Genomic DNA, 25,636 nt, shown 5'->3' with positions numbered 1-25,636 from the left:
GCCCATCAACTTAACCACGTTTTTCCAGTAATACACCGCATTCCATATGATGGGTGTATGGGAATTGGTCGAACAATGCTAAACGACTGATTTGATGCGTTTCCTGCAAGGTTTCTAAATTAGCGCACAGCGTTTCTGGGTTGCAGGAAATATAAAGGATGCGCGGATAGGCCTGCACCATCTTCACGGTTTCAGCGTCCAACCCGCTGCGTGGTGGATCGACAAAAATCGTCTCGCATTGGTAATCACTCAGAGAGATTCTCTTCAACCGATTAAATTCCCGCTCGCCGTTCATTGCCTGAGTAAATTCTTCTGCCGCCATGCGAATAATTTGCACGTTTTCAATCTGGTTGGCAGCAATATTGTACTGCGCCGCTGCAACGGAAGGTTTAGCGATTTCAGTTGCCAGTACGCGTTCAAAATTACGTGCCAGCGCCAACGAGAAGTTACCGTTACCGCAGTAAAGTTCCAGCAAGTCGCCTTTCGAACCGGTAGTCGCGTCTAATGCCCACTCCAACATTTTTACGTTCACGGCGGCGTTTGGTTGGGTGAAGCTGTTTTCCACCTGACGATAAATCATGTCGCGCCCAGCGACGGGCAGTACTTCGTCGACATAATCCTGATCCAGCATGATTTTCATCTTTGAAGCACGGCCAATCAGTTGCAGATCAAACCCTTGTGCGCGCAACTCATCACGCAGACGTTCGGCATGTTGCTGCCACTGTTCGTCCAGTTTGCGGTGATACAGCAGCGAAGCAATGATCTTGCCGCTTTGCGTTGAGAGATAATCTACTTGGAACAGTTTGTGGCGCAGGATCGAGTCTGGCGTGATGGCTTCGATCAGTTTGCCCATTAGGCGGTTGATCAATTCACTAGCCGCCGGGAATTTATCGACACGAATGCGTTGTTTGGTCTGTTGATCAAACATGATGTGGTACATCTCGTCACCATCATGCCAGATACGGAATTCGGCGCGCATACGGTAGTGACTCACCGGGGAGCGAAACACTTCCGGTTCAGGTGCTGTGAACGGCGACATCATCGCTTTCAGGCGGGTAGTTTTCTCCGCGAGTTGCTCGTCGTAACGTTCAGTAGGCAAAGTCTCGGGTGTCATAGCGGTTCTCGTCTGGCTAGATTGAATCAGCGGGGATTGTAGGGAATCAACCCGTGAAGTCCAGTTTTGTCGTGTTTAATATTTGTAACATTAATGGCTGTCTAGACATCTATTTACATTGATTGTAGCATTGCCGTCCGGCCTCAAGCAGCGAGTGAAAAGGGAATCTGGTGAAAATCCAGAGCTGACGCGCAGCGGTAAGGGGAAGTCACGGCGATAGCATTACATAGATGCAGACACTGTCCACTGCTGGATGGGAAGTCATCGCTAGGTGCTGATTACAGCAAATCCCAAGCCCGAAAACCTGCCGGTGTTACGTCGCAATGTCCACGATCGTCGCGCAATACCGATCGTGATCCTGCGGCATCCACCCATTAAGTTTGGATGCTTTTTCATGACTATTACAAAAAATACACTGCTGGCGGTGGTTTCTTCCATCACGGCTTTTTCTAGCTGGGCGCAGGATAGCAACGCCGTTGATAACAGCGATAATTTAGTCGTCACCGCCAACCGTTTCTCGCAGCCGGTGTCTTCCGTACTGGCACCCACCTCCGTCGTCACCCGTGATGATATCGACCGCTGGCAAGCAAAAAGCCTGACCGATGTGATGCGTCGTCTACCTGGCGTCGATGTGGCACAAAGCGGTGGACTGGGGCAAAAAAGCTCTCTATTTATTCGCGGTACCAATTCCAGCCATGTGCTGATACTGATCGATGGTATCCGTTTGAATCAGGCTGGGATAAGTGGTTCCTCCGATCTGAGCCAAATCCCTATCTCCTTGGTACAAAAAGTTGAATATATCCGTGGCCCGCGTTCTGCGGTATATGGTTCCGATGCCATCGGCGGGGTAGTGAACATTATTACTACTCGCGAAAAGAACGGCACCACACTTTCGGCGGGTATTGGTTCTAACGGTTATCAGGCTTATGACGCCTCAACCCAGCAACAACTGGGCGATAACACGGTTGCTACGTTGGCGGGCGATTACACCTACAGTAAAGGCTATGACGTGGTGGCCTACGGTAGCACTGGGATGCAAAGCCAGCAGGATCGCGATGGTTTCATGAGTAAGTCGCTGTACGGCGCAGTGGAGCATAAGTTTAGCGACGCGATCAGTGGTTTTGTCCGGGGCTACGGTTACGACAACCGCACGGCCTATGATGCCTACTATTCTTCGCCAACGGCTCCGCTGGTGGATACCCGCAAGCTCTATAGCCAAACGTGGGATACTGGCCTGCGTTATAACGAAGGTGCTTACTCGACCCAATTGATCGGCAGTTATAGCCACAGCAAAGATTACAACTACGATCCGCGTTTGGGGCAGTACGATAGTTCCGCGTCGTTGGATGATTCCGAACAGTACAATCTGCAATGGGGCAATACCTTACAGATTTGGCACGGTACCGTTAGCGCGGGGGCAGACTGGCAAGATCAGAAGATCAAACCTAACACCGCTTCCGTGGCAGAAGAACAGAGCCAACGTAATACCGGTATCTATCTGACCGCACAGCAACTGTTTGGCCCACTGACATTAGAAGGCTCGGTGCGTGGTGATGATAACTCTGAGTTCGGTCGTCATGGTACTTGGCAGACCAGCGCCGCTTGGGAGTTTGTCGAAGGTTATCGCTTTATCGCCTCTTACGGTACCGCCTTTAAAGCGCCTAGCATGAGCCAGTTGTATGGCAGCTATGGCGGTAACAGCAACCTGAAACCGGAAGAAAGTAAACAGTGGGAAGGGGGCTTTGAAGGGCTGAGCGGGCCAGTGACTTGGCGTGTGTCAGGTTATCGTAATGATATCGACAACCTGATCGATTCAACCAATCAAACCAATTACGTCTTTTACAACGTAGGTAAAGCCACCATTAAAGGTGTTGAAGCCACGGCCTCATTTGATACCGGGCCGCTGACTCACCATATCGGTTACGATTATGTCGATCCACGTAATGCCAAAACCAATGAAGTACTGCAACGTCGTGCCAAACAGCAGGTGAAGTATGAGTTGGACTGGCAGGTGTATGACTTCGACTGGGCAGTCACTTATCAGTATCTGGGTGAACGTTATGACACCGACTATGTGACCTACGAGAAAGTGAAGCTCGGTGGAGTTAGCCTGTGGGATCTCGCCGTTTCGTATCCGGTCACCTCTCATCTGACAGTTCGTGGTAGAATCGCCAACCTGTTTGATAAAGATTATGAGACGGCATATGGCTACGCGACTCCAGGAAGAGAATACTACCTCACTGGAAGCTATACCTTCTAACGCCCCCGCGACTCCACGTCCGACGGCGCTGGTTTTTGATTCCGGTGTCGGCGGATTGTCGGTGTACCAAGAGGTTCGGCAGTTACTGCCGGATCTCCACTATATATACGCTTTCGATAATGTGGCGTTTCCTTATGGTGAGAAATCCGAAGAGTTTATTGTTGAGCGCGTGCTGGAAATCGTTAGCGCGGTACAACAACGTCATCCTCTAGCTATCGTCATTATTGCCTGCAATACAGCGAGCACGGTTTCCTTGCCTGCTCTGCGTGAGCGTTTTACCTTCCCGGTTGTCGGGGTTGTTCCTGCGATTAAACCCGCGGCCAAGTTGACCGCCAATGGCGTTGTTGGTCTGCTGGCGACGCGTGGCACCGTAAAACGTGGTTATACCCATGAGCTGATTGCGCAGTTTGCCAAAGACTGCAAGATTGAATTGCTGGGTTCGGCCGAACTGGTGGAGCTGGCGGAAGCCAAACTGCATGGTGAAGAAGTTTCTTTGGCGGTGTTGAAGAAGATTTTGTCACCGTGGCTGAATATGCGTGAGCCACCGGACACGGTGGTTTTGGGCTGTACCCATTTTCCTCTATTAGCTGATGAGTTGTTGCAGGTATTGCCAGAAGGCACCCGGCTGGTGGATTCCGGTGCAGCAATTGCTCGTCGTACCGCTTGGCTTATCTCGACTCAGGAAAATTTGGTGTCGAGCCAGGAAGAGAATTTGGCGTATTGCATGGCATTAAATGATGATACTGATGCTTTATTGCCCGTTTTACAAAGTTATGGCTTCAAAGCGTTGAAAAAATTACCACTTTAATCACGCTTTGATTAAAACTTCGACGGTTGGAAAAAAAATTGAAATTAGGGGTTGCGGCCTTCGGAGAACTCCCTATAATGCGCCTCCACTGACCGGGAACAACGGCTTCCAAGCCGCTCGGTAAGTGAGAGTCCAGCGAAACAAATGCTTGACTCTACGGGTGAAAAGCGTAGTATTCGCAGCCCGCGCCGATGACTTTGCTCGGCACTGCTCTTTAACAATTTATCAGACAATCTGTGTGGGCACTCACAAGATGATATCCAGATGCTTTCGAGCATCAAATGAATATCAAGCCTTGAAGAGTGACACATGAAGTAAAATTCATACAGTAACCTTTGAGCATCGCTTCACGAGTTGAAGCAAATCAAGCTTTTAATTGAAGAGTTTGATCATGGCTCAGATTGAACGCTGGCGGCAGGCCTAACACATGCAAGTCGAGCGGTAGCACAGAAGAGCTTGCTCTTCGGGTGACGAGCGGCGGACGGGTGAGTAATGTCTGGGAAACTGCCCGATGGAGGGGGATAACTACTGGAAACGGTAGCTAATACCGCATAACGTCTACGGACCAAAGTGGGGGACCTTAGGGCCTCACACCATCGGATGTGCCCAGATGGGATTAGCTAGTAGGTGAGGTAATGGCTCACCTAGGCGACGATCCCTAGCTGGTCTGAGAGGATGACCAGCCACACTGGAACTGAGACACGGTCCAGACTCCTACGGGAGGCAGCAGTGGGGAATATTGCACAATGGGCGCAAGCCTGATGCAGCCATGCCGCGTGTGTGAAGAAGGCCTTAGGGTTGTAAAGCACTTTCAGCGAGGAGGAAGGGTTGGATGTTAATAGCATTCAGCATTGACGTTACTCGCAGAAGAAGCACCGGCTAACTCCGTGCCAGCAGCCGCGGTAATACGGAGGGTGCAAGCGTTAATCGGAATTACTGGGCGTAAAGCGCACGCAGGCGGTTTGTTAAGTCAGATGTGAAATCCCCGCGCTTAACGTGGGAACTGCATTTGAAACTGGCAAGCTAGAGTCTTGTAGAGGGGGGTAGAATTCCAGGTGTAGCGGTGAAATGCGTAGAGATCTGGAGGAATACCGGTGGCGAAGGCGGCCCCCTGGACAAAGACTGACGCTCAGGTGCGAAAGCGTGGGGAGCAAACAGGATTAGATACCCTGGTAGTCCACGCTGTAAACGATGTCGATTTGGAGGTTGTGCCCTTGAGGCGTGGCTTCCGGAGCTAACGCGTTAAATCGACCGCCTGGGGAGTACGGCCGCAAGGTTAAAACTCAAATGAATTGACGGGGGCCCGCACAAGCGGTGGAGCATGTGGTTTAATTCGATGCAACGCGAAGAACCTTACCTACTCTTGACATCCACAGAAGGCTTTAGAGATAGAGCTGTGTCTTCGGAAACTGTGAGACAGGTGCTGCATGGCTGTCGTCAGCTCGTGTTGTGAAATGTTGGGTTAAGTCCCGCAACGAGCGCAACCCTTATCCTTTGTTGCCAGCGGTTCGGCCGGGAACTCAAAGGAGACTGCCAGTGATAAACTGGAGGAAGGTGGGGATGACGTCAAGTCATCATGGCCCTTACGAGTAGGGCTACACACGTGCTACAATGGCGTATACAAAGAGAAGCGAACTTGCGAGAGTAAGCGGACCTCATAAAGTACGTCGTAGTCCGGATTGGAGTCTGCAACTCGACTCCATGAAGTCGGAATCGCTAGTAATCGTAGATCAGAATGCTACGGTGAATACGTTCCCGGGCCTTGTACACACCGCCCGTCACACCATGGGAGTGGGTTGCAAAAGAAGTAGGTAGCTTAACCTTCGGGAGGGCGCTTACCACTTTGTGATTCATGACTGGGGTGAAGTCGTAACAAGGTAACCGTAGGGGAACCTGCGGTTGGATCACCTCCTTACCTAAAGATGTTTGACTGTGCAGTGTCCACACAGATTGTCTGATGAAAAAGTAACGAGCAGGAAATACCTTTATAGGCTTGTAGCTCAGGTGGTTAGAGCGCACCCCTGATAAGGGTGAGGTCGGTGGTTCAAGTCCACTCAGGCCTACCAAATTTTCGCCCATGCTGCGTTGTTCGGTTGGCTCGCATAGTTCACTATGCGTCGCAACCTCACGCCTTGCCTGAGCAAAAATTACATTCTTCGGGATGTAATGGTAAATCAAACGGTATTCCTGTGCACGACTGTATGGGGCTATAGCTCAGCTGGGAGAGCGCCTGCCTTGCACGCAGGAGGTCAGCGGTTCGATCCCGCTTAGCTCCACCATATACGTCTTGTAATAATACTTCAGAGTGTACTGGCGACAGTATGCTGCGAAGTATTTTGCTCTTTAACAATCTGGAACAAGCTGAAAATTGAAACATGACGGCTGAAACTTATCCCTCCGTAGCAGTACTGGGATAAGGACTAACCCGTCATAGAGTCTCTCAAATGTAGCAATGCGATGTGTTCTCTGTTGACAGAAGACACCTTCGGGTTGTGAGGTTAAGTGACTAAGCGTACACGGTGGATGCCTAGGCAGTCAGAGGCGATGAAGGGCGTGCTAATCTGCGATAAGCGTCGGTAAGGTGATATGAACCGCAATAACCGACGATACCCGAATGGGGAAACCCAGTGCAATACGTTGCACTATCATACGATGAATACATAGTCGTATGAGGCGAACCGGGGGAACTGAAACATCTAAGTACCCCGAGGAAAAGAAATCAACCGAGATTCCCCCAGTAGCGGCGAGCGAACGGGGAAGAGCCCAGAACCTGAATCAGTTTGTGTCTCAGTGGAAGCGTCTGGAAAGTCGCACAGTAAAGGGTGATAGTCCCGTACACGAAGAGGCATGAGTTGTGAGTTCGATGAGTAGGGCGGGACACGTGACATCCTGTCTGAATATGGGGGGACCATCCTCCAAGGCTAAATACTCCTGACTGACCGATAGTGAACCAGTACCGTGAGGGAAAGGCGAAAAGAACCCCGGCGAGGGGAGTGAAATAGAACCTGAAACCGTGTACGTACAAGCAGTGGGAGCCTTCTTTATGGGGGTGACTGCGTACCTTTTGTATAATGGGTCAGCGACTTATATTTTGTAGCAAGGTTAACCGAATAGGGGAGCCGTAGGGAAACCGAGTCTTAACTGGGCGTCTAGTTGCAAGGTATAGACCCGAAACCCGGTGATCTAGCCATGGGCAGGTTGAAGGTTGGGTAACACTAACTGGAGGACCGAACCGACTAATGTTGAAAAATTAGCGGATGACTTGTGGCTGGGGGTGAAAGGCCAATCAAACCGGGAGATAGCTGGTTCTCCCCGAAAGCTATTTAGGTAGCGCCTCGTGAACTCATCTTCGGGGGTAGAGCACTGTTTCGGCTAGGGGGCCATCCCGGCTTACCAAACCGATGCAAACTCCGAATACCGAAGAATGTTATCACGGGAGACACACGGCGGGTGCTAACGTCCGTCGTGAAGAGGGAAACAACCCAGACCGCCAGCTAAGGTCCCAAAGTCATGGTTAAGTGGGAAACGATGTGGGAAGGCATAGACAGCCAGGATGTTGGCTTAGAAGCAGCCATCATTTAAAGAAAGCGTAATAGCTCACTGGTCGAGTCGGCCTGCGCGGAAGATGTAACGGGGCTAAACCATGCACCGAAGCTGCGGCAGCGACGCTTAGGCGTTGTTGGGTAGGGGAGCGTTCTGTAAGCCGTAGAAGGTGGTCTGTGAGGGCTGCTGGAGGTATCAGAAGTGCGAATGCTGACATAAGTAACGATAATGCGGGTGAAAAACCCGCACGCCGGAAGACCAAGGGTTCCTGTCCAACGTTAATCGGGGCAGGGTGAGTCGACCCCTAAGGCGAGGCTGAAAAGCGTAGTCGATGGGAAACAGGTTAATATTCCTGTACTCGGTGTTACTGCGAAGGGGGGACGGAGAAGGCTAGGCTAGCCGGGCGACGGTTGTCCCGGTTTAAGCGTGTAGGGGGAGAGAATTGGTAAATCCGTTCTCTTATCGAACCCTGAGGCGTGATGACGAGTCACTACGGTGATGAAGTAGTTGATGCCAAGCTTCCAGGAAAAGCCTCTAAGCTCCAGGTAACATCAAATCGTACCCCAAACCGACACAGGTGGTCAGGTAGAGAATACTCAGGCGCTTGAGAGAACTCGGGTGAAGGAACTAGGCAAAATGGTGCCGTAACTTCGGGAGAAGGCACGCTGGCATTAGGTGAAGAGACTTGCTCTCGGAGCTGAAGCCAGTCGCAGATACCAGCTGGCTGCAACTGTTTAATAAAAACACAGCACTGTGCAAACACGAAAGTGGACGTATACGGTGTGACGCCTGCCCGGTGCTGGAAGGTTAATTGATGGGGTTAGCAGCAATGCGAAGCTCTTGATCGAAGCCCCAGTAAACGGCGGCCGTAACTATAACGGTCCTAAGGTAGCGAAATTCCTTGTCGGGTAAGTTCCGACCTGCACGAATGGCGTAATGATGGCCAGGCTGTCTCCACCCGAGACTCAGTGAAATTGAACTCGCTGTGAAGATGCAGTGTACCCGCGGCAAGACGGAAAGACCCCGTGAACCTTTACTATAGCTTGACACTGAACATTGAGCCTTGATGTGTAGGATAGGTGGGAGGCTTTGAAGCGTGGACGCCAGTCTGCGTGGAGCCAACCTTGAAATACCACCCTTTAATGTTTGATGTTCTAACTCTGGTCCATAATCTGGATTGAGGACAGTGTCTGGTGGGTAGTTTGACTGGGGCGGTCTCCTCCCAAAGAGTAACGGAGGAGCACGAAGGTTAGCTAATCACGGTCGGACATCGTGAGGTTAGTGCAAAGGCATAAGCTAGCTTGACTGCGAGAGTGACGGCTCGAGCAGGTACGAAAGTAGGTCTTAGTGATCCGGTGGTTCTGAATGGAAGGGCCATCGCTCAACGGATAAAAGGTACTCCGGGGATAACAGGCTGATACCGCCCAAGAGTTCATATCGACGGCGGTGTTTGGCACCTCGATGTCGGCTCATCACATCCTGGGGCTGAAGTAGGTCCCAAGGGTATGGCTGTTCGCCATTTAAAGTGGTACGCGAGCTGGGTTTAGAACGTCGTGAGACAGTTCGGTCCCTATCTGCCGTGGGCGTTGGAAGATTGAGAGGGGTTGCTCCTAGTACGAGAGGACCGGAGTGAACGCATCACTGGTGTTCGGGTTGTCATGCCAATGGCATTGCCCGGTAGCTAAATGCGGAAGAGATAAGCGCTGAAAGCATCTAAGCGCGAAACTTGCCTCGAGATGAGTCTTCCCTGTGACCTTGAGTCACCTAAAGGAACGTTTAAGACTAAGACGTTGATAGGCTGGGTGTGTAAGTGCAGCGATGCATTGAGCTAACCAGTACTAATGAACCGTGAGGCTTAACCTTACAACACCGAAGGTGTTTTGGTGAGATTGTATTTTAATTTTCAGCGAGTTTACAGATTGGTTCTGGTGGTTACGAGAGTAACGGCCAAGAATGAAACAGAATTTGCCTGGCGGCGATAGCGCGGTGGTCCCACCTGACCCCATGCCGAACTCAGAAGTGAAACGCCGTAGCGCCGATGGTAGTGTGGGGTCTCCCCATGCGAGAGTAGGACACTGCCAGGCATCAAATAAACGTTATCAGGGTGACATCTGGTAATAGGCGAACGTGAGTTTGCCGGTATCTTGAGATACCACGTGAAAGAATCGGTGGAGCGGTAGTTCAGTTGGTTAGAATACCTGCCTGTCACGCAGGGGGTCGCGGGTTCGAGCCCCGTCCGTTCCGCCACTTATTTAAATTATGCCTGCTTCGTTTAGCAGGCATAATGTTAAGCAGTATTTAGGGGCGTAGCTCAGTTGGTAGAGCACCGGTCTCCAAAACCGGGTGTCGCGAGTTCGAGTCTCTCCGCCCCTGCCATTTTAAGAACCCTTTGCGAAAGCGAAGGGTTTTTTTTGCTTTCTACTTTTTACCTATCCTAATTGATCTTCTCCAGTGTTCTCCCCTCCCTTACCGTTTTTCCAACTTCCAGAGGTGAATGAAAGCGTTTGGCTGTGCGGATAGGATAAGACACAAGATGTTGCTCAAAAGCGCTTATAAGGCTTCAGGTCTCGGTATTTAACGGTATTTTCAGCAACTGACGGATAAGAGGTTGCTGATCGCTATTCTGCAACCAAACGGCATACAACGGTCGAATGATGGTGGGAACATCAGCTACTGCAACAAGTTGTGGATACTCACGCTCCCATTGGCTGGGAAGGAAGGCACATCCCCCGGTCGTTTCCAGCAATTGCCTCGTTAAATGGGCGGATGTGGTCGTCAATACGGGGACATGATCCCCATCTAGCATTCGGCTTTCTTGCTGATGAAAGTCTGCCCCCCATTCCAATTTGATATAGGGTATATGTGTCGAAACATCGTGCTGACCGAAAGAAAATAGACGTAGCGAAAAGTTACCTAACAGCTGGCTACTCAACTCATCCATTTTTGGCGGCTCAGTCGTGATCAGCAGATCAAGCTGCCGTTCGTGCAATTGTTTTACTAGCGAATGACGCAAAGCAATTCGTGCCTCTAATTGCAACGAATCCCGTTGTTGGTAAAACGATTGTAACCATGGTGTCAGATAAGCTTCCCATAACGATGCTGTAGCTCCGATCGAAAGCTCCGTATGTTGAAGAGAGCGTACCACCTCTTTTTTTGCCAACTGCCAGGTGTTCATCAGACTTTCAGCATAAGGGAGTAATCGCTCTCCTGCTGGGGTTAGGCGGATATTGTTACGATGGCGAGTGAACAAATTTGCACCTAATTGATTTTCCAACTGACGGATGCGAAAACTCACTGCGGACTGTGTCAAATACAGGGATTCTGCGGCTCGGCCAAAGTGTCGTGTTCTACTGACCTCCAAAAAGGTTTTCAGTAATTCGGTATCCACGCCTATCTCCAAAAAATTTTGTCGTTAAGATTTAAATGTTTTGTTTTACACGATGTCAAGCCTATCTAATACTCCGCGCCATAAACAGCACGACCAGAAGAGAATTAGGAGCGTGTCAAATGGCGGATAGCTTTATCACAACTAATCGTTTTTTTGATAATAAACATTATCCTCGCGGGTTTTCCCGCCATGGCGATTTCACCATTAAAGAAGCGCAATTGCTAGAAAGGTTCGGCTATGCGTTTAATGAACTGGATACTGGGAAACGCCAGCCAGCCACTGAAGAAGAACAGTTGTTCGTCGCAGTGTGTCATGGGGAACGTGAACCGGTAACAGAGCAGGAAAAAGTATGGGCCAAATATCTGACGCGCACTCGCCGTCCGAAAAAATTCCATACTCTGTCAGGTGGCAAACCGCAGGCTGATGCGGTGGAAGATTATACCGACAGTGACGATTAAGCATTGATTGGGGCTATTTAGCCCCATTTTTCATTCCACACTTTGGTGTAGGCGCAGCAACAAGCGATCCATACTGCGGTAAGCTAAAGCCTCCCCGAGATGTTTTTGGGCGATGTGTTCCTCTCCGGCTAAGTCAGCCAATGTACGAGCCACTTTGAGTATGCGTTGCCAGGCGCGAACGGATAATCCTAGTTTGTTCAATGTGACTTCAAGGTATTCGGCATCTTCAGTATTGAGATGACAATCCCGATCGACTTCACGATTGTTTAACAACGCATTGATCTTTCCTGCCCGTGCCAGTTGTCGTTCACGTGCAAGTAAAACTCGTTCTCGTACTTGTTGACTACTCTCACCTAAAGGACGCTGCTTGCTCAGCATTCCGGGTGGCAACAGCGGCACTTCAATTGATAAATCAAATCTATCGAGAAACGGTCCAGAGAGTCGCCGCAGATAGCGTAAGGTTTGTTGTGGTGGCGTTCGACTGTGCACGCCTTGATAATGTCCTGTTGGACTGGGGTTCATGGCGGCAATGAGCTGTATCCGAGCGGGGAAACACACTTTGGCACTGGCGCGCGAAATGACAATTTCTCCAGACTCTAACGGTTCGCGCAAAGAATCTAATACCCGTCGCTCAAATTCGGGTAATTCATCCAGGAACAGCACGCCATTATGGGCCATCGAGATTTCTCCCGGTCGAGGTATTGAGCCACCACCCACCAAGGCATTCATTGAAGCGCTATGATGTGGAGCCCGGAAGGGGCGCTGACGCCACGGCAGGACTTCGGTAGTGTGATGCAGCAGACTGGCAACGGCGACGCTTTCTAGCGCCTCCTGGTCAGTCAGAGGAGGTAATAGGCCATTGAGGCGGCTGGCCAGCATCGTTTTGCCTGTTCCGGGTGGCCCGAGTAGCAATAGATTATGCCCACCGGCCGCGGCGATCTCTAATGCACGCTTTGCTTGTTCCTGACCAATAATCTCTTGCAGATCATGGATCTCTGGCACAGTACTCGCTGCCGGTGGAGCAATGGCTTTGGGGAGATCTTTTTGCCCCTGCAAGAAAGCGCAAACTTCTAATAGATGCTCCGCAACGCGAATATTTCCTTGAGGAATTAACCCGACTTCATTGCCATTTTCCATTGATAGAATCAATTGCCGCCCAGCCTCGGTTGCCGCCATCGCTGCAGGAATGGCTCCCTTCACTCCCCGTAACGCCCCTGAAAGTGCCAGCTCGCTCAGGAACTCATACTCTGTCAGTTTATCCGCCGGGATTTGCTCTGAAGCGGCGAGGATCGCCAAAGCGATAGGTAAATCGTAGCGCCCCCCTTCCTTGGGTAAATCAGCGGGAGCGAGGTTAACCGTGATGCGTTTGGCGGGAAAAGTGAAACCGTTGTTAATCAGCGCACTACGCACCCGGTCGCGAGCTTCTTTCACCGTGGCTTCTGGTAGGCCAACCAATGTAAGGCCGGGTAATCCGTTACTGATATGCACTTCTACCGTAACCGAAGGTGCTTGGACGCCGATGGTGGCGCGCGTATAGATAATTGCCAGTGACATGCTGCTCTCCTTAGCTGGAAGTAGCATGATGGTGGATTTTTGTTCTCGATGTGTGGCTGTGTTTGCGGGATTGCGTAACGTTACGCAATTAAAATTCGCCTGTTTCACCGCAATGAATTTTTTTGCGAGCAGCTTCGCGGTTTGCCAGTTACCGACTGAAATCCCGACAATTTGTTCGAGGTACGACCAGAAGGCGTCGAATAATAACGCAAAAAAAGAGTTGTCACGGTGCAAGTGACTATGGTACCTCTGTAGGTATTAGTTCGAAACGAGCACAGTGAACAACCCAATTATGAAAGCCTTTGCCCAAGTGATTAGCCTAGTCGTGATTAGCGTGGTGGTGATTATTATCCCACCGTGCGGGGCTGCACTTGGACGAAGAATGGCTTAGAAAACAAGCCGGAATCGCAAGAAAACCCCCGCACCGAAAGGTCCGGGGGTTTTTTATTGGCAAGAGAAAAGTGAGCAAGAGGCAAAAATGACTAACAGAATAAAATCCTGCACTTCCCGCCATCAGGCAGGGGAATAACCATGACAGGTGCTCAGTGGGTAGTTCAAGCGTTGTGTGCACAGGGAGTGGATACGGTATTCGGCTATCCGGGTGGTGCGATCATGCCGGTTTACGATGCGCTGTATGACGGAGGGGTGGAACACCTACTGTGTCGCCATGAGCAAGGTGCGGCGATGGCGGCGATTGGTTATGCACGTTCGACCGGCAAAACCGGCGTGTGTATTGCGACTTCGGGGCCGGGTGCCACTAACTTGATCACCGGGTTAGCGGATGCATTGATGGATTCTGTACCCGTAGTTGCCATCACCGGGCAAGTGGGTTCTGCGTTAATCGGTACCGATGCTTTTCAGGAGATCGATGTTTTAGGGTTGTCACTGGCCTGTACCAAACACAGTTTCTTGGTGGAGTCTTTGGAGGCTTTACCGGGCATCATGGCCGAGGCCTTTGCCATTGCTAACAGTGGACGTCCGGGGCCGGTATTGATTGATATTCCGAAAGACATCCAATTGGCGCAAGGTGATCTGCCCCCGCATCTGATGCCAGTGGAAGACGTGCTGGAATATCCAGAAGCTGAATTAGCACAAGCCGCCGCTCTGCTGGCTGTAGCGGACAAACCAATGCTGTACGTCGGTGGCGGTGTGGGCATGGCGCAGGCGGTACCGCAACTGCGCGAGTTTATTGCCATGACCGGTATTCCTGCTGTGGCGACGTTGAAAGGGCTGGGTGCTCCTGATGCTAACCATCCGTATTATCTCGGAATGTTAGGGATGCATGGTACCAAAGCCGCTAACTTTGCGGTGCAAGAATGCGATCTGTTGATTGCTATCGGCGCACGCTTCGACGATCGCGTCACCGGTAAACTGAACGCTTTCGCTCCACACGCCAAAGTCATCCACATGGATATTGATCCTGCCGAATTAAACAAACTGCGTCAGGCGCATGTGGCATTGCAGGGCGATTTAAAAGCGCTGTTGCCTGCGTTACAACAGCCGTTACACATCGAACCGTGGCAGCAGCGAGTTGCTGCGTTGAAAGCCGATCATCCGTGGCGTTATGACCACCCGGGGCAACCGATTTATGCGCCACTGTTGCTGAAACAACTGTCCGAACGCATGCCTGCCAATACGGTAGTGACCACCGATGTGGGTCAGCACCAAATGTGGAGCGCACAACACATCACCTTCGATCGCCCGGAAAACTTCATCACCTCCAGCGGTTTGGGCACCATGGGTTTTGGCGTACCTGCGGCAGTAGGGGCACAAATGGCACGCCGGGAAGATATGGTGATCTGCGTTTCTGGCGATGGTTCTTTCATGATGAACGTGCAGGAGTTGGGCACCATCAAACGCAAACAACTGCCGGTGAAGATTTTGCTGATAGACAACCAGCGTTTAGGCATGGTGCGTCAGTGGCAGCAGCTGTTCTTTGATGCTCGCTATAGCGAAACCAACTTGTCCGATAACCCTGATTTCCTGATGTTGGCGAATGCCTTTGGCATCCCCGGCCAACGTATTACCTGTAAAGACCAAGTGGCAGATGCACTTAATGCCTTGCTGAACAGCAAAGGGCCTTACTTACTGCATGTTTCCATTGATGAACTTGAGAACGTTTGGCCGCTGGTGCCACCGGGTGCTGGTAACGAAACCATGTTGGAGAAAATGTCATGATGCAGCATCAACTCTCGATCCAAGCTCGCTTCCGCCCAGAAATGTTAGAGCGCGTATTGCGCGTGGTACGCCATCGTGGTTTCCAGGTTTGTGCTATGAATATGGCTACGGCGGCGCATGCTGGTGACATAAATATTGAATTGACCGTTGCCAGCCAACGCTCAGTGGATCTACTGTCATCTCAGTTGAGCAAACTGATGGATGTCTCCAGCGTTGAGATCCAGCAGCCCACATCACAACAGATACGCGCTTAAAGCGTGAAAAGGATAAACCGCAAATGACGAAGAAAGCCGATTATATTTGGTTCAATGGTGAGATGGTTCCTTGGGCTGATGCCAAAGTGCACGTAATGTCGCACGCATTGCACTACGGGACTTCGGTGTTTGAAGGGGTTCGTTGTTACGAGTCCCACAAAGGACCGGTGGTGTTCCGTCACCGTGAGCATATGCAGCGCCTGCATGATTCGGCAAAAATCTACCGTATGCCGGTCACGCAAAGCGTTGATGAGTTGATGGAAGCTTGCCGTGCGACGCTACGTAAAAATAATCTAACCAGTGCTTATATTCGTCCACTGGTGTTTGTCGGCGATGTGGGTATGGGCGTCAACCCGCCAGCAGGTTATAAAACTGATGTGATCATCGCGGCTTTCCCTTGGGGCGCTTATTTAGGTGAAGAAGCGTTGGATCAAGGTATCGATGCGATGGTTTCCTCTTGGCACCGTGTGGCACCTAACACTATCCCAACCGCAGCTAAAGCGGGCGGTAACTATCTCTCCTCGTTATTGGTCGGCAGCGAGGCGCGCCGTCATGGGTATCAGGAAGGTATCGCACTGGATGTACACGGTTATATCTCCGAAGGTGCGGGCGAAAACTTATTCGAAGTGAAAGACGGTGTTATCTTCACTCCGCCATTTACCTCTTCGGCTCTGCCGGGCATTACCCGTGACGCCATCATCAAACTGGCGAAAGATATGGGCTTCGAAGTCCGTGAGCAGGTGCTATCACGTGAATCGCTCTACTTGGCGGATGAAGTGTTTATGTCCGGCACGGCGGCAGAAATTACTCCGGTGCGCAGTGTCGATGGCATTCAAGTCGGCATCGGCAAATGCGGCCCTATTACCAAGCAGATCCAACAGGCATTCTTTGGCCTGTTCAGCGGTAAAACAGAAGACAAATACGGCTGGCTGGACCCCGTAAATCCATAGAATCTATAACCGATAACGACAGACAGGGGCGGTTCGTTCGCCGCCCAACAAACAGAATATATTTGGAGTGAAAAGAGCATGCCTAAGTACCGTTCCGCCACCACCACCCACGGCCGCAATATGGCGGGTGCCCGCGCATTATGGCGCGCGACTGGGATGACCGACGATGATTTCGGCAAACCGATTATTGCCGTCGTTAACTCCTTTACCCAGTTCGTACCGGGCCACGTACACCTGCGCGATTTGGGTAAACTGGTTGCCGAGCAGATTGAAGCCTCCGGCGGCGTGGCGAAAGAATTCAATACCATCGCCGTGGATGACGGTATCGCGATGGGGCACGGCGGTATGCTCTATTCCCTGCCTTCCCGCGAGCTGATCGCCGATTCAGTGGAATACATGGTCAATGCCCACTGCGCGGATGCGATGGTGTGTATTTCCAACTGCGACAAAATCACCCCAGGGATGCTGATGGCGTCGCTGCGCTTAAATATTCCGGTGATCTTCGTTTCTGGCGGGCCGATGGAAGCGGGCAAAACCAAACTGTCTAACCAGATCATTAAGCTGGATCTGGTAGACGCGATGATCCAAGGCGCGAACCCGAATGTGAGCGACGCCGATAGCGAGCAGATCGAACGTTCCGCCTGCCCGACCTGCGGTTCCTGTTCCGGTATGTTCACCGCCAACTCGATGAACTGCCTGACCGAAGCACTGGGGCTGTCGCAGCCGGGTAACGGCTCATTACTGGCAACGCACGCCGACCGTAAAGATCTGTTCCTCAATGCCGGTAAACGCATCGTTGAACTGACCAAGCGCTACTACGAGAAAGACGACGAAAGCGCGTTGCCACGTAATATCGCCAATAAAGCAGCGTTCGAAAACGCGATGGTATTAGATATCGCGATGGGCGGCTCGACCAACACTGTATTGCACCTGCTGGCTTCGGCGCAGGAAGGTGAAGTTGATTTCACCATGGAAGACATCGACCGTCTGTCACGCAAAGTGCCACATTTGTGCAAAGTGGCGCCGAGCAGCCAAAAATACCATATGGAAGACGTCCACCGCGCAGGCGGTGTGATTGGTATCCTCGGCGAATTGGATCGTGCTGGGTTGCTCAACCGTGAAGTGAATAACGTGTTGGGGCTGACACTGCCACAAACGTTGGAAGCTTACGATGTCATGCTGACCAAAGACGAAAGCGTGAAGAAGATGTTCTCCGCGGGTCCTGCGGGTATCCGTACCACTCAGGCTTTCTCACAAGATTGCCGTTGGGATTCGTTGGATACCGACCGCCAAGAAGGCTGTATCCGCGCCCGTGAGCACGCCTATAGCCAAGATGGTGGTTTGGCGGTGCTGTACGGCAATCTGGCCGAAGACGGCTGTATCGTGAAAACGGCGGGTGTGGATAAAGATAACCTGACCTTCCGTGGTCCAGCCAAAGTCTATGAAAGCCAAGACGCCGCGGTAGAAGCGATTCTCGGCGGCAAAGTGGTTGCGGGCGACGTGGTAGTGATCCGTTACGAAGGACCGAAAGGTGGGCCGGGGATGCAGGAAATGCTCTATCCGACCACTTACCTGAAATCCATGGGGCTGGGTAAAGCCTGTGCGTTGATCACCGACGGACGCTTCTCTGGTGGTACATCCGGTCTGTCGATTGGTCACGTCTCTCCAGAAGCTGCTAGCGGCGGTCTAATTGCGCTGATCAAAGATGGCGACATGATCGACATCGATATTCCTCATCGCGGCATGGTGTTGGATGTGGCAGACAGCGAACTGGCGGCTCGTCGCGAAGTGGAACTCGCACGTGGCAAACAAGCCTGGACGCCGCATAACCGCGAGCGCCAAGTTTCCTTCGCGTTACGTGCTTATGCGTCATTAGCGACCAGCGCGGACAAAGGCGCAGTGCGCGACAAGAGCAAGCTGGGAGGCTAGCACCATGGCGGTATCACAACCTTTACCCGATGCCCCTTGTGGCGCGGAATATTTGCGAGCGGTGCTCCGCTCGCCGGTGTACGAGGTGGCGCAAGTCACCCCGTTGCAGGCCATGGATAAAATTTCTTCGCGTCTGGGCAATACCATTCTGGTAAAGCGTGAAGATCGCCAACCTGTGCACAGTTTCAAACTGCGCGGGGCTTACGCGATGATCGCCGGTCTAGATGAAGAGCAAAAAGCACGCGGTGTGATCACGGCTTCGGCAGGTAATCATGCGCAAGGCGTGGCGTTATCCGGCAGTCGTTTAGGCATCCGCACGCTGATCGTAATGCCAGTGGCGACCGCGGATATTAAAGTTGATGCGGTGCGCAGTTTCGGCGGCGAAGTGTTGCTACACGGTGCCAATTTTGACGAAGCCAAAGCCAAGGCTATCGAGCTTTCCCGCTTGCAGGGCATGACTTTCGTGCCACCGTTCGACCATCCGGCGGTGATCGCCGGGCAAGGTACGTTGGCGATGGAGTTACTACAGCAGGACGCACATCTGGATCGCGTTTTCGTCCCGGTCGGCGGTGGCGGTTTAGCTGCTGGTGTGGCGGTGTTGATCAAGCAATTGATGCCGCAAATCAAAGTGATCGGCGTGGAAGCGGAAGACTCTGCTTGCTTGCGTGCGGCGTTGGATGCTGGGCAGCCCGTTGATCTGCCGCGTGTCGGTTTATTTGCCGAAGGCGTCGCGGTGAAGCGCATCGGTGATGAAACTTTCCGCCTGTGTCGTGAATATCTGGACGACGTCATTACCGTCGACAGCGATGCTATCTGTGCAGCGGTGAAAGACCTGTTTGAAGACGTGCGGGCGATTGCCGAACCTTCCGGCGCTTTGGCGTTGGCTGGGCTGAAAAAATATGTTCAGCAGCACAATATTCAGGGCGAACGTCTGGCACATGTACTTTCCGGCGCTAACCTGAATTTCCACGGTTTACGTTATGTGTCAGAGCGTTGTGAATTGGGCGAACAGCGAGAAGCACTATTGGCGGTCACCATCCCAGAACAGAAAGGTAGTTTCCTTAAATTCTGCCAACTGTTGGGCGGGCGCTCGGTGACGGAGTTCAACTACCGTTATGCCGATGCTGACAGCGCCTGTATTTTCGTCGGTGTGCGCCTCACACGCGGTCATACTGAACGGCAGGAGATCCTCGCCGATCTTAACGCGGGTGGGTATCAGGTCGTCGATCTGTCTGATGACGAAATGGCTAAGCTGCACGTGCGTTATATGGTCGGTGGGCGTCCTTCCAAACCACTGCGTGAGCGCTTGTACAGCTTTGAGTTCCCGGAATCGCCGGGGGCGTTGCTCAAGTTCCTGCAAACGCTGGGTACTCACTGGAACATTTCGCTGTTCCACTACCGTAGCCACGGCACTGACTTTGGCCGGGTTCTGGCAGGTTTCGAACTATCGCAAACTGAGCCGGAGTTTGAGCAGCATCTAACCGCGTTGGGTTACGATTGTCACAACGAAACTGATAACCCGGCATTCCGTTTCTTCTTGCAGGGATAAGAAAACGCATGGCAGCGCAATTTACTGGTTTTAGTCAGGAAGGGCTGAATTTCCTGCAGCAAGTGCGGATTGAAAACGATAAGGAATGGTTCGAGGCTCATCGCGGCGTTTATGATAGCGAATTACTGACACCGTTCCGGGCGCTGGTGGAGCAACTGGCTCCAACGATGCTCGCTATCGATCCGCAGTTTGAAACCCGGCCTGCCATTGGCAAAACGCTGTCGCGTATCCATCGCGATACGCGTTTTTCACATGATAAATCGCGCTACCGTAGTCGCATGTGGTTGACCTTCAAGCGTCCGAGCAAAGACTGGAAGGATGCACCGGTCTATTTTTTCGAGCTGGGGCCCGATTTGTTACGGTATGGGCTGGGTTATTACAGCGCCAACAAACCAACGATGGATCTGTTCCGCCATACGCTGCAACGCCAACCACAGCAGTTTTTGGAAGCCGCCGAGTGCTGCCAGCCTCCCTTCGAACTGGTGGGGGAAAGCTACAAACGCTTGTTAGTTAAAGATCTACCTGCGGAAATATCTACTTGGTACCACCGTAAATCGTTTGCGGTGATGGTGACTGACTCCGCGGTTGAACAGTTATTTAGTCCGCATCTGACCGAACGATTGGCGCAGGGCTTCCAACAGTTGGAACCGCTCTACCACTGGTTGATGCGGGTGGAAGCGATGAAGCAAATCGATCCGGCAGATCTATGACAGCAAATGCCAAAACGCCTCAATGAGTGGATCGCTGAGGCGTTTTTTCTGCACACAAACACCCAATTCGAACGGCTCGACCATCGAGATATTGTCCAACTGTGAAATGCGGTTGCGCACCGGTTCTGGGCTGTTATCTACCACCACGCTAGGGATCAGCGCGATACCGCAACCCAGAGCGACCATGGAAACAATCGCCTCGTGCCCGCCAACAGTCGCGTAGATCAACGGGTTCGTGATGTGTTGACGACGGAACCATAACTCAATACGTTTTCGTGAAGGGCCATGCTCCGGCAGGATAAACGGAATATTCGGCCAATCCGGTTGGGCTGCCAGCGCCTGACTACGCACTGTGCAGGGTAACGCCGGGGCGATCAATACTAGTGGGATCTCACCAATCTTGGTGAACTCGACGCTGTTAGGCAGGGTTTCTGGGCGGCCAGCAATACCGAGATCGGCCTCGTTGGATTGGATTTTATCTACCGCATCGGCGGCGTCGCCAGTGGTTAGCTTGATTTCGACCAAAGGATGCTGAGCACGGAAGCGATCGAGGATCGGTGGCAAATGACTATAGGCCGCCGTTACTGAACAGAACAGACGCAACTCGCCACTCAACGAAGGGCCGTGCTGACCGAGTGAATGTTTCAGTTGCTGATATTGCAAGAGCGTTTGTTGGGCAAAGCCTTTCAATTGCTCACCGGCATCGGTGAGTTGCACGGTGCGGTTGTCACGCAGGAACAACGGCTGACCGAGAATCTCTTCCAGCCGTTGGATCTGACGTGAAAGCGTGGAAGGGCTGACGTGCATCGCCTTGGCGGTACGGCCAAAGTGATGGCTTTCCGCCAAATGCAAAAACAGTTTCAGATCGCGCAAATTCATATCAGTACGCTCGCAGTAATAACGTTTCATAAATTGCAACACAACATTCGTAATATATCAATTTAAGCAACACGATTCCTGTTATACATTGGGTCTAACGAATCTCCGCACAGACAGGGCGGGGAAGTGAACATAATAATCGACACAACATCTTACTGGAGTACCACCATGTCTAACTATTTCAACACTTTGAACCTGCGTCAGCAGTTGGCGCAATTGGGTAAATGCCGCTTTATGGCACGTGACGAATTCGCGGATGAAGCGGGCTACCTGAAAGGCAAAAAAGTCGTGATCGTCGGTTGTGGTGCTCAGGGTCTGAACCAAGGTCTGAATATGCGCGATTCCGGTCTGGATATCGCCTACGCTCTGCGCGCAGAAGCGATTGCCGAGAAGCGTGCTTCATGGCGTAAAGCGACCGAAAACGGCTTCAAAGTAGGGACTTACGAAGAGCTGATCCCTCAAGCCGATCTGGTAGTTAACCTGACGCCAGACAAACAGCACACCTCTGTAGTTCGCGCTGTACAGCCGCTGATGAAAGACGGCGCTGCACTGGGCTACTCTCACGGTTTCAACGTCGTTGAAGTGGGGGAGCAAATCCGTAAAGACATCACCGTGGTGATGGTCGCGCCGAAGTGCCCAGGTACCGAAGTGCGTGAAGAATACAAGCGTGGCTTCGGTGTACCAACGCTGATCGCGGTTCACCCAGAAAACGATCCGAAAGGCGAAGGCATGGCGATTGCCAAGGCATGGGCAGCAGCGACTGGCGGCCACCGTGCTGGTGTACTGGAGTCCTCCTTCGTGGCAGAAGTTAAATCTGACCTGATGGGCGAGCAAACCATCCTGTGCGGTATGTTGCAGGCCGGTTCTCTGCTGTGCTTCGACAAGCTGGTGGCAGAAGGTACCGACAAGGCTTACGCTGAAAAACTGATTCAGTTCGGTTGGGAAACCATCACCGAAGCACTGAAGCAGGGGGGTATCACTCTGATGATGGATCGCCTGTCTAACCCAGCTAAACTGCGTGCTTATGCACTGTCGGAGCAACTGAAAGGGATCATGGCTCCGCTGTTCCAGAAACACATGGACGACATCATCTCTGGCGAGTTCTCTTCCGGCATGATGGCGGACTGGGCAGCAGATGATAAAAACCTGCTGAACTGGCGTGAAGAAACCGGTAAAACCGCGTTCGAGAACGCACCACAGTTTGAAGGTAAAATCAGCGAGCAAGAATACTTTGACCATGGCGTACTGATGGTCGCGATGGTTAAAGCGGGTGTTGAACTGGCGTTCGAAACGATGGTGGATTCCGGCATCATTGAAGAATCAGCTTACTACGAATCACTGCACGAGCTGCCGTTGATCGCGAACACTATCGCACGTAAGCGCTTGTATGAAATGAACGTGGTTATCTCTGATACCGCAGAATACGGTAACTATCTGTTCTCTTACGCCGCAGTGCCGTTGTTGAAAGAGTTCATGACTACCCTGCAAGCTGGCGATCTGGGTAAATCTGTCGCTGGTACCGCAGTAGACAACGCGCAATTGCGTGATGTGAACGAAGCAGTGCGTAACCACCCAATCGAATCTGTAGGCCGCAAACTGCGTGGCTATATGACCGATATGAAACGTATTGCTGTAGCGGGTTAATCGCGGCAAGTGATATGAATAAGGCCAGCAGACGCTGGCCTTTTCTATATTGTGCGCCGGGCATGGCGCGTAGCGCCCTGACAAGCGCTGTCCGTTGACTATGGTGGTCAAAGGGCGACTTGGAGGTGAAAGTCCTCTACACACCCGGCAAGGGGAAGTGTTAGCTGAACGGCAAGGGTGCCCATCGTGAGGTGGGATCTGAAGCAACACTGGGTCAGCGTCAGAGAATCATTGATAGCGGGTAGCTACCTGCCGCGAGCGGTACGCAAAGTGGACATCCCCAAACCGAATGGCGGGGTCAGGACACTGGGCATACCGACGGTGGCAGACCGGTTAATCCAGCAGGCAATCGCACAGACGTTAACACCCTATGTAGAACCCAATTTCTCTTCATCAAGCTATGGCTTCAGACCGAACCGTAATGCATGGCAGGCAGTGCAACAGGCACAGCAGTACATTCAGAGCGGGAAACGGTGGGTTGTCGACATGGATTTGGAGAAGTTCTTTGACTGTGTTGACCACGACATATTGATGTCGCGACTGGCACGGATAATCAAGGATGAGCGGTTACTGAAACTTATCCGTCGTTATCTGGAGGCGGATGAGGTGGCGGGACATGTGGTGTTAAAACGAGACAGGGGGATGCCGCAAGGGAGCCCGTTGTTGCCGTTGCTGTCGAATATCCTGCTGGATGAGCTGGACAAAGAACTGGAGCGCCGTGGGCACAGGTTCTGTCGTTATGCAGACGACTGCAATATCTATGTAAGCAGTCGTCAGGCAGGCGAGCATTTACTGAGCGAAATCAGTGAGTTCTTATCGGATAAACTGAAGTTGCAGGTAAATACAGAGAAAAGTGCAGTGGCGCGCCCCTGGGAGCGAAAGTTCCTGGGTTACAGTTTTACGTGGCATAAACAAGCCCGGCTGAAGATATCGTGCAGTAGCATCGGCAGACTGAAGGATAAAATCCGGGGTCTGGTGACGGGAAACTGTTCGCGCTCGCTCAGAAAGGCAATCAATGAACTCACCCCGGTATTACGAAGCTGGATAAGCTACTTCCGTCTGACAGAAGTGAAAGGCGTGCTGGAAGAGCTGGATGGTTGGGTAAGGAGGAAACTGCGTTGCCTGTTATGGCGACAATGGAAAAGGCCTTATACGCGAGCGAGAATGCTGATGAAGGCAGGGCTGGATGAATCCAGAGCGTGGAGATCGGCGTACAACCAGCGTGGAGCGTGGTGGAACTCGGGAGCCAGTCATATGAATCAGGCGTGCAAAGCAAGTCTGTTCAACGCAATGGGACTGGCATCACTGCTGGAAATGCATCGGCAATTCCAGCGTTAATATGAACCGCCGTGGTACGGAACCGTATACCCGGTGGTGTGAGAGGACGGCGGGAGTGATCCCGCCTCCTACTCGATTATTATTGCGTTGCAGGTATCTGCCTCCTCAAAAACTCGATGAAAGCCTTGAAGCGTACTCTATCGCTGTTTTCCTCTGGGTAGATAAGATCGTACCCCATACCGGAAGGGATAGAATGCTCGCTGAGCGCAACAAAGACCCCACTGTCCAGCAAGGGTTGAATCAATGTTTTCCGGCCCATTAGGATCCCGATGCCACTTTCCGCCGCCTGGATTGCCATATGGTAATGATTAAAACTGTAATGCTGTTTTCGGTAGGGAATTGCCAAGTCATGACATTCGCACCAGATACGCCATTCAGAAAATGGCTCCTGGTTATCAGTGGATTCATTGGTATGGATGTAACAGACGTCCTTCAGGTTTTTTGCATCCGCTAAACCTTTTTGCCGATAGTAATCGGGCGAGCAGACCGGGATCAGTTCTTCGTCAAAAAGTCGTTCCTGATGTAAATCAGCGTAGCGGCTAGCGCCGTAATAAATTGCCAAATCTACCCGCTCATCGTGAAACTCCATGACGCCAGCACGAACTTTGATCTTCAGATTGATACCGGGCCAGATGGACTGGAATTCAGGCAATCTTTCCATCAGCCAGCATTGGGCAAAGGTTGGGGCAACACCTATATGGAGTGTTCCGCGTAAAGATTGACTGCGGATATCTTCAATTTCATCACCGATGATACGAAGGGAATGGCTGAGCGTTGCCAGCAGGCGATCCCCTTCTTCTGTCAGAGCCAGTTTACGAGTCATTCTGATGAACAGTCGAAACCCTAGCAAAGTTTCTAGTGATCGTATCCTGTGACTCATCGCTCCCTGAGTCAGATTAAGCTCTTTAGCGGCTAGGGTAAAACTCATGTGCCGTGCTGCGACTTCGAAGCTTTGCAGCAGTGCGAGCGTGCTTTGTTGTTCCAGCATAGCGACCCTATGAATTAATTAGATTAATGCATTGTAGGTTTTTTTTCGTTTGTCAGGCTATGAACAAACTCTTTTAATGACGATGAATTAAC

17 protein-coding genes, 4 tRNA genes, 3 rRNA genes and 1 riboswitch are annotated in these 25,636 nt (G+C 51.8%); of the genes, 19 read left to right on the top strand and 5 right to left on the bottom strand.

All coding sequences use genetic code 11. The features are described from left to right. Positions 1-10 precede the first annotated feature (10 nt). Complete coding sequence (trmA, locus tag AC3ISQ_RS21000; protein ID WP_489349638.1) at positions 11-1,114, bottom strand: tRNA (uridine(54)-C5)-methyltransferase TrmA; 1,104 nt, start codon at positions 1,112-1,114, stop codon at positions 11-13. Positions 1,115-1,235: 121 nt separating this feature from the next. Next, positions 1,236-1,440: riboswitch (cobalamin riboswitch) on the top strand. A gap of 68 nt (positions 1,441-1,508) precedes the next feature. Here trmA and btuB point away from each other — a divergent pair. The 9 genes from btuB (at position 1,509) to AC3ISQ_RS20955 (ending at position 10,101) form a co-directional block, all read left to right on the top strand. After that, complete coding sequence (gene btuB / locus AC3ISQ_RS20995; protein ID WP_489349636.1) at positions 1,509-3,374, top strand: TonB-dependent vitamin B12 receptor BtuB; 1,866 nt, start codon at positions 1,509-1,511, stop codon at positions 3,372-3,374. Then, the gene (gene murI / locus AC3ISQ_RS20990) at positions 3,319-4,182 is read left to right on the top strand and encodes a glutamate racemase (RefSeq protein WP_489349634.1); all 864 of its coding nucleotides are present in this window, start codon (positions 3,319-3,321) and stop codon (positions 4,180-4,182) included. Before btuB ends, murI begins: the two co-directional genes overlap by 56 nt. Before the next feature lie 373 nt (positions 4,183-4,555). Next, a 16S ribosomal RNA gene (locus tag AC3ISQ_RS20985) occupies positions 4,556-6,097 on the top strand. Positions 6,098-6,171: 74 nt separating this feature from the next. Next, a tRNA-Ile gene (locus tag AC3ISQ_RS20980) sits at positions 6,172-6,248 on the top strand. 137 nt (positions 6,249-6,385) lie between these two features. Next, positions 6,386-6,461, top strand: a tRNA-Ala gene (locus AC3ISQ_RS20975). Between the two features lie 217 nt (positions 6,462-6,678). After that, positions 6,679-9,588, top strand: a 23S ribosomal RNA gene (locus tag AC3ISQ_RS20970). A 105-nt stretch (positions 9,589-9,693) separates the two neighbouring features. Then, positions 9,694-9,809: ribosomal RNA gene (gene rrf, locus AC3ISQ_RS20965) — 5S ribosomal RNA — on the top strand. Together the 16S, 23S and 5S rRNA genes with 4 tRNA genes alongside form the textbook arrangement of a ribosomal RNA operon. Positions 9,810-9,895: 86 nt before the next feature. Beyond that, positions 9,896-9,972: transfer RNA gene (locus AC3ISQ_RS20960), tRNA-Asp, on the top strand. 53 nt (positions 9,973-10,025) lie between these two features. After that, positions 10,026-10,101 (top strand) — tRNA-Trp (locus tag AC3ISQ_RS20955). A gap of 184 nt (positions 10,102-10,285) precedes the next feature. Here AC3ISQ_RS20955 and hdfR read toward each other — a convergent pair. Further along, positions 10,286-11,113, bottom strand: coding sequence for an HTH-type transcriptional regulator HdfR (gene hdfR, locus AC3ISQ_RS20950; protein ID WP_489349632.1), 828 nt, complete (start codon positions 11,111-11,113; stop codon positions 10,286-10,288). A 119-nt stretch (positions 11,114-11,232) separates the two neighbouring features. On the opposite strand from hdfR, the gene AC3ISQ_RS20945 reads away from it, so the two are divergent. After that, complete coding sequence (locus tag AC3ISQ_RS20945; protein WP_489349630.1) at positions 11,233-11,571, top strand: MaoP family protein; 339 nt, start codon at positions 11,233-11,235, stop codon at positions 11,569-11,571. Positions 11,572-11,601: 30 nt separating this feature from the next. Here the strand turns inward: AC3ISQ_RS20945 and AC3ISQ_RS20940 are convergent, their stop codons facing one another. After that, positions 11,602-13,125 carry a YifB family Mg chelatase-like AAA ATPase gene (locus AC3ISQ_RS20940; RefSeq protein ID WP_489349628.1) on the bottom strand — a complete coding sequence of 508 codons (1,524 nt, stop codon included), beginning with the start codon at positions 13,123-13,125 and terminating at the stop codon, positions 11,602-11,604. Positions 13,126-13,417: 292 nt separating this feature from the next. On the opposite strand from AC3ISQ_RS20940, the gene ilvL reads away from it, so the two are divergent. The 7 genes from ilvL to AC3ISQ_RS20905 all read left to right on the top strand — a co-directional run bounded on the left by ilvL (position 13,418) and on the right by AC3ISQ_RS20905 (position 20,695). After that, positions 13,418-13,516, top strand: coding sequence for an ilv operon leader peptide (gene ilvL / locus AC3ISQ_RS20935; protein WP_015962288.1), 99 nt, complete (start codon positions 13,418-13,420; stop codon positions 13,514-13,516). A 140-nt stretch (positions 13,517-13,656) separates the two neighbouring features. Next, positions 13,657-15,303 carry an acetolactate synthase 2 catalytic subunit gene (gene ilvG / locus AC3ISQ_RS20930; RefSeq protein WP_489349626.1) on the top strand — a complete coding sequence of 549 codons (1,647 nt, stop codon included), beginning with the start codon at positions 13,657-13,659 and terminating at the stop codon, positions 15,301-15,303. Continuing rightward, complete coding sequence (gene ilvM, locus AC3ISQ_RS20925) at positions 15,300-15,557, top strand: acetolactate synthase 2 small subunit (RefSeq protein ID WP_489349625.1); 258 nt, start codon at positions 15,300-15,302, stop codon at positions 15,555-15,557. The genes ilvG and ilvM overlap by 4 nt, the downstream gene beginning before the upstream one ends. Before the next feature lie 23 nt (positions 15,558-15,580). After that, the gene (gene ilvE, locus AC3ISQ_RS20920) at positions 15,581-16,507 is read left to right on the top strand and encodes a branched-chain-amino-acid transaminase (RefSeq protein ID WP_489349624.1); all 927 of its coding nucleotides are present in this window, start codon (positions 15,581-15,583) and stop codon (positions 16,505-16,507) included. 78 nt (positions 16,508-16,585) lie between these two features. Further along, complete coding sequence (gene ilvD, locus AC3ISQ_RS20915; protein WP_489349622.1) at positions 16,586-18,436, top strand: dihydroxy-acid dehydratase; 1,851 nt, start codon at positions 16,586-16,588, stop codon at positions 18,434-18,436. Positions 18,437-18,440: 4 nt separating this feature from the next. Continuing rightward, on the top strand, positions 18,441-19,985 hold the full coding sequence (ilvA, locus tag AC3ISQ_RS20910) for a threonine ammonia-lyase, biosynthetic (protein WP_489349620.1): 1,545 nt from the start codon (positions 18,441-18,443) through the stop codon (positions 19,983-19,985). Between the two features lie 8 nt (positions 19,986-19,993). Continuing rightward, complete coding sequence (locus AC3ISQ_RS20905; RefSeq protein WP_489349618.1) at positions 19,994-20,695, top strand: DUF2461 domain-containing protein; 702 nt, start codon at positions 19,994-19,996, stop codon at positions 20,693-20,695. Here the strand turns inward: AC3ISQ_RS20905 and ilvY are convergent. Beyond that, complete coding sequence (ilvY, locus tag AC3ISQ_RS20900) at positions 20,690-21,574, bottom strand: HTH-type transcriptional activator IlvY (RefSeq protein WP_489353422.1); 885 nt, start codon at positions 21,572-21,574, stop codon at positions 20,690-20,692. The two genes, AC3ISQ_RS20905 and ilvY, sit on opposite strands and share 6 nt — an antisense overlap. Positions 21,575-21,742: 168 nt before the next feature. Between ilvY and ilvC the strand changes: the two genes are divergently transcribed. Then, on the top strand, positions 21,743-23,218 hold the full coding sequence (gene ilvC / locus AC3ISQ_RS20895; RefSeq protein ID WP_489349616.1) for a ketol-acid reductoisomerase: 1,476 nt from the start codon (positions 21,743-21,745) through the stop codon (positions 23,216-23,218). Positions 23,219-23,404: 186 nt separating this feature from the next. Continuing rightward, positions 23,405-24,556, top strand: coding sequence for a group II intron reverse transcriptase/maturase (gene ltrA, locus AC3ISQ_RS20890; RefSeq protein WP_489349615.1), 1,152 nt, complete (start codon positions 23,405-23,407; stop codon positions 24,554-24,556). A gap of 79 nt (positions 24,557-24,635) precedes the next feature. On the opposite strand, the gene AC3ISQ_RS20885 is transcribed toward ltrA, so the two are convergent. Continuing rightward, on the bottom strand, positions 24,636-25,544 hold the full coding sequence (locus AC3ISQ_RS20885) for a LysR substrate-binding domain-containing protein (RefSeq protein WP_489349613.1): 909 nt from the start codon (positions 25,542-25,544) through the stop codon (positions 24,636-24,638). Between the last annotated feature and the right edge of the window lie 92 nt (positions 25,545-25,636).

Source organism: Serratia sp. KH_031 (assembly GCF_057839655.1).
The sequence above is the reverse complement of the archived record's forward strand: the minus strand, read 5'-3'. Positions and strand labels throughout refer to the sequence as shown.